Source organism: Allobosea sp. CER48 (genome assembly GCF_044752385.1).
Lineage (GTDB): Bacteria > Pseudomonadota > Alphaproteobacteria > Rhizobiales > Beijerinckiaceae > Allobosea.
This window is the reverse complement of the sequence record NZ_JBIWYK010000207.1, coordinates 1-5,532: the sequence shown is the minus strand read 5'-3', so window position 1 is coordinate 5,532 and position 5,532 is coordinate 1. Positions and strand designations below refer to the sequence as shown.

The 5,532-nt window shown below is 66.3% G+C and carries 6 protein-coding genes; all 6 read left to right on the top strand.

The window, feature by feature from the left end:
* Positions 1 to 121 precede the first annotated feature (121 nt).
* Complete coding sequence (gene pstS, locus ACIPIA_RS09505; protein ID WP_400508883.1) at positions 122 to 1,147, top strand: phosphate ABC transporter substrate-binding protein PstS; 1,026 nt, start codon at positions 122 to 124, stop codon at positions 1,145 to 1,147.
* A 172-nt stretch (positions 1,148 to 1,319) separates the two neighbouring features.
* Complete coding sequence (pstC, locus tag ACIPIA_RS09500) at positions 1,320 to 2,294, top strand: phosphate ABC transporter permease subunit PstC (RefSeq protein WP_400508881.1); 975 nt, start codon at positions 1,320 to 1,322, stop codon at positions 2,292 to 2,294.
* 11 nt (positions 2,295 to 2,305) lie between these two features.
* Complete coding sequence (gene pstA, locus ACIPIA_RS09495) at positions 2,306 to 3,190, top strand: phosphate ABC transporter permease PstA (protein WP_400508879.1); 885 nt, start codon at positions 2,306 to 2,308, stop codon at positions 3,188 to 3,190.
* A 43-nt stretch (positions 3,191 to 3,233) separates the two neighbouring features.
* A complete protein-coding gene (gene pstB, locus ACIPIA_RS09490) occupies positions 3,234 to 4,040 on the top strand; it encodes a phosphate ABC transporter ATP-binding protein PstB (RefSeq protein WP_038359773.1) in 807 nt (268 codons plus the stop codon).
* 77 nt (positions 4,041 to 4,117) lie between these two features.
* Positions 4,118 to 4,837 carry a phosphate signaling complex protein PhoU gene (gene phoU / locus ACIPIA_RS09485; protein ID WP_400508877.1) on the top strand — a complete coding sequence of 240 codons (720 nt, stop codon included), beginning with the start codon at positions 4,118 to 4,120 and terminating at the stop codon, positions 4,835 to 4,837.
* 11 nt (positions 4,838 to 4,848) lie between these two features.
* The coding region (gene phoB, locus ACIPIA_RS09480) for a phosphate regulon transcriptional regulator PhoB (RefSeq protein WP_400508875.1) at positions 4,849 to 5,532 on the top strand (684 nt) is incomplete at its 3' end.

The window sequence follows — 5,532 nt, the reverse complement described above, 5'->3', positions numbered from 1 at the left end:
CGGCAGCCATGCGCGCAAGGCGGCGTTGATGACAGTCTTCATGACGAAATGTCATCCGGCTGTCATATAGACGGTGTTCTGACAGGGCAGCTGTCAACAGCGACCCAGAGAGGACATCTCAATGCGCAAGATTCTCGTTCTCGCGGCCCTCGCCGCCGGGATCGCCGGTTCCGCCCAGGCCGCCGACATCACCGGCGCCGGCGCGACCTTCCCCTTCCCGATCTATTCGAAGTGGGCCGAGGCCTACAAGAAGGACACCGGCACCGGGCTGAACTACCAGTCGATCGGCTCGGGTGGCGGCATCCGCCAGATCAAGGCCAAGACCGTGGCCTTCGGCGCGACCGACGCCCCGCTCAAGGGCGAGGACCTGACCAAGGACGGCCTGATCCAGTTCCCGACCGTGATGGGCGGCGTCGTTCCGGCCGTGAACATCGCCGGCGTCGAGCCGGGCAAGCTCAAGCTCTCCGGCGAGATCATCGCGCAGATCTACCTGGGCGACATCAAGAAGTGGAACGACCCGAAGATCGTCGCGCTCAATGCCGGCGTCACCCTGCCGGACGCCAACATCAACCCGGTCTATCGTTCGGACGGCTCGGGCACGACCTTCGTGTTCACCGACTACCTCTCCAAGGTCTCGGCCGACTGGAAGTCGAAGATCGGCGCCAACCAGTCTGTGCAGTGGCCGGTCGGCATCGGCGGCAAGGGCAACGAGGGCGTTTCCGCCTCGGTGAAGCAGGTCGCCAACTCGATCGGCTATGTCGAATACGCCTATGCCAAGCAGAACAAGCTCTCCCACGCCCTGGTGAAGAATGCCGACGGCAACTTCCCGGCGCCGGAAGAGAAGGCCTTCCAGGCTGCGGCCGCCAACGCCAACTGGCAGGAGCAGCCGGGCTTCGGCATCTCGCTCAACAACCAGAAGGGCGCGGATGCCTGGCCGATCACCTCGGCGACCTTCATCCTGGTCCATGCCAAGCCGGAGAAGCCGGAAGAGGTTCAGGCCGCGCTGAAGTTCTTCGACTGGACCTACAAGAACGGCGACAAGCTGGCGAGCGACCTCGACTACGTCGCCCTGCCGCCGACCGTGAAGGATCAGGTCCGCAACGCCTGGAAGGGCGTGACCGACACCGCCGGCAAGCCGATCTTCTGATCGCTGCCGATGGACAGGGCGAGGCGGGTCGATCCCGCCTCGCCGCCACTCCAGAAGCCCTCATCCCGAGGGGCGGCGCTCGCGAGGCGCCCTTCGGGATGAGGGCCGAGGCGAGCCCCGGGCCGCGCGCATGGCCTGGAATCGCTTCTGCCACGACACGGAGCCTCCGCGGATGACCGCAGCAACCGACATGACGAGCATTCCCGGCGCAAGGCCGGTCGCGCGCAGGACGCCGAAGGCGGGCTTCGACCTGTTCTTCCGCAATGCGAGCTTCGCAGCGGCGCTGCTGGTGCTCGTGCTGCTCGCCGGCATCATGATCTCGATGATCATCGGCGGCTGGCCGGCCTTCCGCGAATTCGGCCTCGGCTTCATCACATCCAGCGTCTGGGATACCCAGAACGAGCAGTACGGTGCCTGGCCGGCGATCGTCGGCACGCTCTCGACCGCGCTGATCGCGCTCCTGATCGGCGTGCCGCTCTCGCTCGGCATCGCCGTCTATCTGACGCAGCTTGCGCCGGCCTGGTTCAAGAAGCCGGTCGCGACCGCGATCGAGCTGCTCGCCGCAGTGCCCTCGATCATCTACGGCATGTGGGGCCTGTTCGTCTTCGTGCCGCTCTTCGCCGCCTATGTGCAGATCCCGGTCTCAAACATCGTCGAGGGCATGCCGGTCCTCGGCACCATCCTCTACTCGCGCTCGCCCTCGGGCCTCGGCATCTTCACCGCGGGCCTGATCCTGACCTTCATGATCGTGCCCTTCATCGCCTCGATCACGCGCGACATGCTGGAGCAGATCCCCTCCGTGCTGCGCGAGAGCGCTTATGGAATTGGAGCGACCACCTGGGAAGTGGTGCGCCATGTGCTGGTGCCGCAGGCGGGCGTCTCGATCATCGGCGCCGTGATGCTCGGCCTCGGCCGTGCGCTCGGCGAGACGATGGCGGTGACCTTCGTGGTCGGCAACGCCAACCGGCTCTCGGCCTCGATCCTCGATCCGGGCTCGACCATCGCCTCGCGCATCGCCAACGAATTCAACGAGGCCATGGGCCTGCAGCTCAACGCGCTGATCGCGCTCGGCTGCATCCTGTTCTTCGTCACCTTCGTCGTCCTCGTCATCGCGCGGCTGCTGGTCGCCCGCGTCAAGCGCTACTGAGGTCCTTGTCCATGACCATGACGACCACGCCCCGCGAACTGCCCCACGCCCCCTGGGGGCGCGTGCGCCAGTCCCGCCGCACGGCCGACCGGCTGATGAAGGTCATCGCCACCGGCTTCACCTTCGCAGCCATCTTCGTGCTGTTCTGGATCCTCGGAATGCTGCTGGTGAAGGGCATCGGCGGGCTTTCCGTCGCCACCTTCACCGCCGTGACGCCCGGGCCGGGAACCGAAGGCGGCGGCCTCGCCAACGCCATCGTCGGCTCCTTCGTGCTGACCTTCCTCGGCATCGCCATCGCAACGCCGATCGGCGTGCTCGCCGGCACCTGGCTTGCGGAATACGGCCGGGGCTCCAAGCTCGCCAACCTCATCCGCTTCATCAACGACATCCTGCTCTCGGCCCCGTCGATCCTGATCGGCCTGTTCGTCTACGTGATCCTGGTCGAGCCGTTCCGCGGCTATTCGGGCTGGGCCGGCGGCGTCGCGCTCGGCATCATCGCGATCCCGGTCATCGTGCGCACCACCGAGGACATGCTGAACCTCGTGCCGGGCCCGCTGCGGGAGGCGGGGGCCGCCCTCGGCGCGCCGCCCTCCGTCGTCATCACCTCGGTGACCTGGCGCGCGGCCAAGGCCGGCATGGTGACGGGCATCCTGCTGGCGCTCGCCCGCATCGCCGGCGAGACCGCGCCGCTGCTCTTCACCGCGCTGAACAACAACTTCTGGTTCTCGCCCTCGCTCGTCGGCGGCGTCTCGAACCTGCCGGTCACGATCTACCAGTTCGCTTCCGCCCCCTACGAGAACTGGCAGCAGCTCGCCTGGGCGGGATCGCTGATCATCACCGTCTCGATCCTGCTGCTTTCGATCGTCGCCCGCCGCATCGTCGCCGGCGGGAAGTAATTAGCGCTTGAATCCAACCCGGTCGCATCCGACCTTGAGGACCATGTCGATGCTCTCGACCCTTGAACTCTCTCCCCAGTCGCTCGATGCCGAGGCGCCCGTCCGGATCGCGGTGAAGAACCTCGATTTCTACTACGGCGAGCACAAGGCGCTGAAGAACATCAACCTCGACTTCCGTGACCGGCACGTCACGGCGCTGATCGGCCCGTCCGGCTGCGGCAAGTCGACCCTGCTGCGCATCTTCAACCGGATCTACTCGCTCTATCCCGAGCAGAAGGCCACCGGGGAGATCATGCTCGACGGGCGCAACATCATCTCGAACGATGTCGACGTGAACGAGCTGCGGTCGCGCGTCGGCATGGTCTTCCAGAAGCCGACGCCGTTCCCGATGTCGATCTACGACAACGTCGCCTTCGGCATCCGCCTCTACGAGAAGCCGCCGAAATCCGAACTCGACGACCGCGTCGAAGGCGCGCTGCGCCGCGCCGCGCTCTGGGACGAGGTCAAGGACAAGCTGAAAAGCTCCGGCATGGGCCTCTCCGGCGGTCAGCAGCAGCGCCTCTGCATCGCGCGCACCATCGCGCAGAAGCCGGAAGTGATCCTGTTCGACGAGCCGACCTCGGCGCTCGACCCGATCTCGACCGGCAAGATCGAGGATCTGCTGGAGCAGCTCAAGAGCGACTTCACCATCGCCATCGTCACCCACAACATGCAGCAGGCGGCGCGCATCTCGCAGTACACCGCCTTCATGTATCTGGGCGAGGTCATCGAGTTCGCACCGACCAACACCATCTTCATGAACCCGGCCAAGAAGCAGACGCAGGACTACGTCACCGGCCGGTTCGGCTGAGCGGCATTTCAGTTTCGCATCGGCTTGCCCGAAAACCGGTTTCCACTTTTCGGCCCGATGCGCCGGAGGACAACGCCATGACCGACCACATCGTCCGCTCCTACGACACCGACCTCGAAGGCATCCGCCGCAGCCTCGCCGAAATGGGCGGCATGGCCGAGCGCATGCTGGGCGATTCCACCGTGGCGCTCGTGCGCCGCGACACGGCGCTCGCCCAGAAGATCATCTCCGCCGACCAGCGCCTCGACAATCTCCAGCGCGAGGTCGAGGAAAAGGCGGTACTGACCATCGCCCGGCGCCAGCCCCTCGCCAACGATCTGCGCGAGCTGATCTCGGCGATCCGCATCGCCGCGGATGTCGAGCGCGTCGGCGATCTCGCCAAGAACATCGCCAAGCGCGCCGTCGCCATCGCCGGCCAGTTCCAGCCGCCGCATCGCGCCGTCGTCGGCCTCGAGCATATCAGCCGCCTGGTCCAGGCGCAGCTCAAGGACGTGCTCGACGCCTACGCCGCCGGCAACGAGCAGAAGGCCCTCGAGGTCTGGCGCCGCGACGACGAGATCGACGCGCTCTACACCTCGCTGTTCCGGGAACTCCTGACCTATATGATGGAGGATCCGCGCAACATCACCTTCTGCACGCATCTCCTGTTCTGCGCGAAGAACATCGAGCGCATCGGCGACCACACCACCAACATCGCCGAGACCATCCATTACCTGATCACCGGCGACTCGCTCGACGTGAACCGGCCGAAGCTCGACACGACGAATATCGAGGTCGAGGCGATCACCGGGAACTGAAGCAGGACATCATGGCCGCACGCATCCTGATCGTCGAGGACGAGGAGCCGTTGACCCTGCTGCTGCGCTACAACCTCGAAGCCGAGGGCTTCGAGGTCGATAGCGTCGCGCGCGGGGACGACGCGGAACTGCATCTGCGCGACCACACGCCCGATCTCGTGCTGCTGGACTGGATGCTGCCCGGTCTTTCCGGCATCGAGCTCTGCCGCCGGCTGCGCTCGCGCCGCGACACCGAGCGCGTGCCGATCATCATGCTGACGGCGCGCGGCGAGGAGACCGAGCGCGTACGCGGGCTCGCGACCGGCGCCGACGATTATGTGGTGAAGCCCTTCTCGCTGCCGGAGCTGATCGCCCGCATCCAGGCGCTGCTGCGCCGCGCCAAGCCCGGCCATGTCGCGGGGCTGCTGGCAGCCGGCGACCTCGAGCTCGATCGCACGACGCGGCGTGTGCGCCGTGCCGGCAGCGAACTGCACCTGGGACCGACCGAGTTCAGGCTGCTGGAATTCCTGATGCAGGCGCCCGGGCGCGTCTACTCGCGCGCGCAGCTGCTCGACGCTGTCTGGGGGCGCGACGTCTATATCGACGAGCGCACCGTGGACGTGCATGTCGGCCGGCTGCGCAAGGCGATCACGCCCGCCAATTCCAAAGACCCGCTTCGTACCGTACGTGGCGCCGGGTACGCCTTCGACGAGACT

Coding starts and splice junctions, on each gene's coding strand:
- pstA (WP_400508879.1), top strand. CDS start 2,306: ATGACCATGACGACCACGCCCCGCGAACTGCCCCACGCCCCCTGGGGG.
- pstS (WP_400508883.1), top strand. CDS start 122: ATGCGCAAGATTCTCGTTCTCGCGGCCCTCGCCGCCGGGATCGCCGGT.
- phoU (WP_400508877.1), top strand. CDS start 4,118: ATGACCGACCACATCGTCCGCTCCTACGACACCGACCTCGAAGGCATC.
- pstC (WP_400508881.1), top strand. CDS start 1,320: ATGACCGCAGCAACCGACATGACGAGCATTCCCGGCGCAAGGCCGGTC.
- pstB (WP_038359773.1), top strand. CDS start 3,234: ATGTCGATGCTCTCGACCCTTGAACTCTCTCCCCAGTCGCTCGATGCC.